Raw genomic sequence first — 3,950 nt, forward strand, 5'->3', positions numbered from 1 at the left:
ACCCACGGCGCGAGCAACGGCGGCACCCAGGCCATCAACGGGATCATCGAGCTGGGCCGCCGCATCGCCCGCGGGTTCCGCAACGTCAAGCACTACCGCCTCCGCATGCTCCTCATCACCAGAGGCCTCGACGCCTCACCCCACACTCAACTCTGAAGAGCCGCTAACCGCACGCAGGTTCATGTAACCAACGAGGAACACGCAACCTGCCTACAGGCGCAGTAGTTGCAAAGAACCCCCGGAAGACAACTGAGATCACTCAGCTCTCCTTCCGGGGGTTTTGCTTCACCCACTTCGCCTATTCCTATTCGCACTCTGTCATCATCGAGTTCAAGCTCCGGATTCTCGCAGCTCCAGTAGAAGAATTACGCTGGTCGTTCTGATGGAGCACAATGGCTCGAGGCTAATGTAACCGGATAGCAATAACAAAACACCTCCCGGGGATTAACCGGAAGGTGAAATGTTGTGCATGACTAACTAAATAATGAGGAAGCCAGTTACTGTGAGCCGGGTGGGCCCCGCCGTTTAGCGGGACCCACCCGCACTTGCTTATGCGCGACGACGACGCTTGGATACAGCCCAGGTTCCCGCAGCGAGCAGGACCACGCCCACTACTATCAGGCCTTGAACTGCCGAGCCGGTGCGAGCCAACGGATGTTGAGCGTCCTTGGTGTTAGTAACCACGAATCCGTCGGCTACGCTACCACTAATGGAAGGAGTGTAGCCAGGAACCTCTACCTCAACCACCGTGTAGACAATCTCGGTCTTCTCACCATCAACCGTCACATACTTAGGTAGATCGGTAAACGTACCCTTCCAGCCATTCTCGGCAGTCAGTTCCAAAGACTTATCCGTCTGTTTACCATCAGCCAACAAGTTGATAGTCACAGAACCCGGACGATCAGCCTCCACATCACCAGACCACCGCTTCTCAACAGGTACCGAGGTAACTGGTGAAGCGTCCTTCGTGTTAGTAACCACGAATCCGTCGGCTACGCTACCACTAATGGAAGGAGTGTAGCCCGGAACCTCTACCTCAACCACCGTGTAGACAATCTCGGTCTTCTCACCATCAACCGTCACATACTTAGGTAGATCGGTAAACGTACCCTTCCAGCCATTCTCGGCAGTCAGTTCCAAAGACTTATCCGTCTGTTTACCATCAGCCAACAAGCTGATAGTCACAGAACCCGGACGATCAGCCTCCACATCACCAGACCACCGCTTCTCAACATCGACCGACGTGGGAGGTTCGTTAACGATCGCGACCTCGATCGTCTTTGTGTCTTTGTTTTCCGTCACTACTGCGTCGTGAGACATGTAGCCATCGACTTCATGCTCGACGAAGGTTAGCGGGATAGTCTCGCCCGTCTTCGCATCAATGAGCGTGCTTGGGTCGGGATAGTTTGCTAGCTCAGCCTTCCAACCGTTCTCCTTTGTGAGCTCGATGGTCTGTAGCGTCTTGTCACCAAGTTTCACGTCCACCAAAATGCTCTCGGGGCGATCTTCTGGATCATCATTAGCCCACTTCTTTTCCAGCTTCAGTTTCCACGGTTCAGGATCGCCGAAGGTCAAAGTACCGTTGTTCGCGATGCCAGCTCCGGAAATACCAGTGCCGGTGGCTACGTTATTGGTGATCTTCACAGTCGCAAGAGTCTCTGCGATAGCCTTAGCGTCCTCAGTTGGGACAGACTTGAAAGCAATGTCTTGGGAAACTTCTTCGTTTGGCTTGATAGCCGTGTTCGACCCCTCCACTGAGTAGCGCGGAACCTTTCCCTCAGCGGACCAGTTACCGTGAATACCATAAATCGAACCGTCCTGGTACCAAGCGCGCGGGCTTCCACCAAGCATACGTTCAGCAACAACAACCGAATGACCTGCTACCGGCTTACCGAATTCATGTTTGATAATGCTGGCGAAATCATCACCGGCACCAGCGTTTTGCCCCTTGAAGACGTTGGGTGCCACATTGTCAAAAATCGCCACGCCACGAGTTACGTGCATGATTGTGGAGCCCGTGGGACAGTTCCAGACACCGCCACCTTGAGCGCTCACAGGGTGGTTGCCGGCTTGAAGGAGAAAACCAGCCTTAATGACGTTGTCACGAATAAGACCGTTGTAAATCGTGACCTCGGCTTTGGCGTCGATGTACATTGCTCCGCCACCCCAGAAGCCTTCCGAGGTGTTACCGTTCAAAACTACGGCGTGGATCGCCGCCTTCGTAGTTCCATTGAAAGCGACGCCTCCACCAGACCTCGCAGCGCTGTTAGAAGTTATCTCGGCGCCGACAATATCGACCTTTGTATCGCCCTCTGTGTAGATCGCACCGCCGGAACCAGTGGTCACGTTCTCTGTAAACGTTGCGCCACTGATGTTCAGCGTGCCTCCGTCTTGATACAGGCCGCCACCTACACCCTTATACTTTCCGTTGTCGTTGCCTTGAATAACAACGCTGCCTGACAGAGAAACGTCACTGTTGATAAAGGCAAGGCCCGCGCCTAACTCTGTGGTGTTCTCTTTCACGGTGCCTCCGGAGATATTCACTGAGGCTCCCTCACCGTAAAGTGCGCCGCCACGGCCATTGAATTTGGGGTGGCTGACAACATTTCCGGTTAGTGTTCCACCCGTCATCTCGAAAGTAGGCGTTCCACCGTCTCGCGCCCATAGGCCAATCGAGCCACCGCGTAGCAGACCCGTGTTATTGCTCAGCGTTCCACCCTCTACTCGCACGGTGCCGTTGTAGGCCGTAATTGGAGAGTATTTTTCTTTTTCAACCCCTGCCGGGAGAAGTTCGCCGGACTCATCTGAAACGTTGTTGCCGGAAAACTCGGCGTCTCCACCGATAGTTAGAGTTCCTCCGTTAACAAAAACGACCGGGCCCGTTACCGCAGTGTCGCGGATCGCGCCACTCACCAGGCTCATTTTTCCCGCAACGCTAAACTGCGCGTTGGTGAAAGTCGGACCGGATAGGGTGAGCGCTCCGCCCTCTTCTACCGTGAACAGCGGGGATCCATTACCGCTGATCTTTCCACTACCCGTGAAGGTGACCTGTTTCCCCGCGGGCACAACCAGCGGATCAGCTCCATCTTCCACCGTTATTTCTGATGCGATTGACAGTTCTGTTGACTCGCCGTCGCCAAGACCATTAACCGTAGCAATAACGTCGTCCCAGGAAGTAATATCGGCTGCCTGAGCTACTCCTCCAGACAATCCGACTGTTGCCAGCACGGTGGCCAGTAAAATCCCGAATGACCGCACCCAAGGGCCCATCATTATTTGTTCCTCTCATAAGAGCGACCTCTGGTCTGCTAAACGACGAGAGCGCTGCACCCACTGGCGAGCAGTATACCGGCTCTTCACAGTTGAGGGTGTAGTTGGGGTCTGAAGCCGCCTGCTTCGAGGAGAGATCGGGCGATGTAGTTGGTCAGGTTGCGCAGTCCGAGGGCGGAGCCTCGTAGGTGCTCGAGGCGTCCGTTGATAGCTTCGGTGGGGCCGTTGCTGGTTCCGGGTCGGTCGAAGTAGGCGAGCACGTCCGCGCAACGTTTCTTCAGGGTCCGGCCCAGGGTGATTACTTCGGTCAGTGGTGCCGGGACGTCGGCGCTGACGGCGTTGATGAGGCAGCGCATCAGCTGTCGGCCTGGCGAGCGGTCGGGGTCGCGGTAGGCGGCGATCATCTTTTGGTAGATCCCCCAGGTCGCTTCGACCTCGACGTGAGCGTCGTCGGCGAACAGTGCCTCGAGGTGGCCCGGGACTGCTGAAGGTTTGGTTGACCTCCGGGTTTATGCCGCCAGTGTTGCGGTTGGTTTCATGATGAGTTCGAACTCGACGGGGGTGAGTTTCCCGAGCCGGCGTTGACGGCGTTTGCGGTGGTACTTCCCCTGGATCCAGGACACGATCGCCAGCCGTAGTTCCTCTCGTGTGCTCCAGGACCGTCGGTCGAGGACGTTCTT

2 protein-coding genes and 2 pseudogenes are annotated in these 3,950 nt (G+C 55.8%); 1 reads left to right on the forward strand and 3 read right to left on the reverse strand.

Translation table 11 applies throughout. The annotated features are described in order from the left end of the window. Positions 1–156: transposase (locus CYJ26_RS10460; RefSeq protein ID WP_145990789.1), on the forward strand; the 156-nt coding region annotated here is incomplete at its 5' end. 393 nt (positions 157–549) lie between these two features. Here CYJ26_RS10460 and CYJ26_RS10465 read toward each other — a convergent pair. The 3 genes and pseudogenes from CYJ26_RS10465 to CYJ26_RS11090 all read right to left on the reverse strand — a co-directional run. Continuing rightward, positions 550–3,228, reverse strand: a complete 2,679-nt coding sequence (locus tag CYJ26_RS10465) for a Cna B-type domain-containing protein (protein ID WP_244902081.1) — start codon at positions 3,226–3,228, stop codon at positions 550–552. Positions 3,229–3,356: 128 nt separating this feature from the next. After that, positions 3,357–3,740 (reverse strand): annotated as a pseudogene (locus CYJ26_RS10470) (transposase); the annotation flags it as partial. A 39-nt stretch (positions 3,741–3,779) separates the two neighbouring features. Next, a pseudogene (locus CYJ26_RS11090) lies at positions 3,780–3,950 on the reverse strand (IS3 family transposase); the annotation flags it as partial.

Origin of the sequence: Actinomyces urogenitalis (genome assembly GCF_002861525.1) — a bacterium.
Classification (GTDB): Bacteria; Actinomycetota; Actinomycetes; order Actinomycetales; family Actinomycetaceae; genus Actinomyces; species Actinomyces urogenitalis.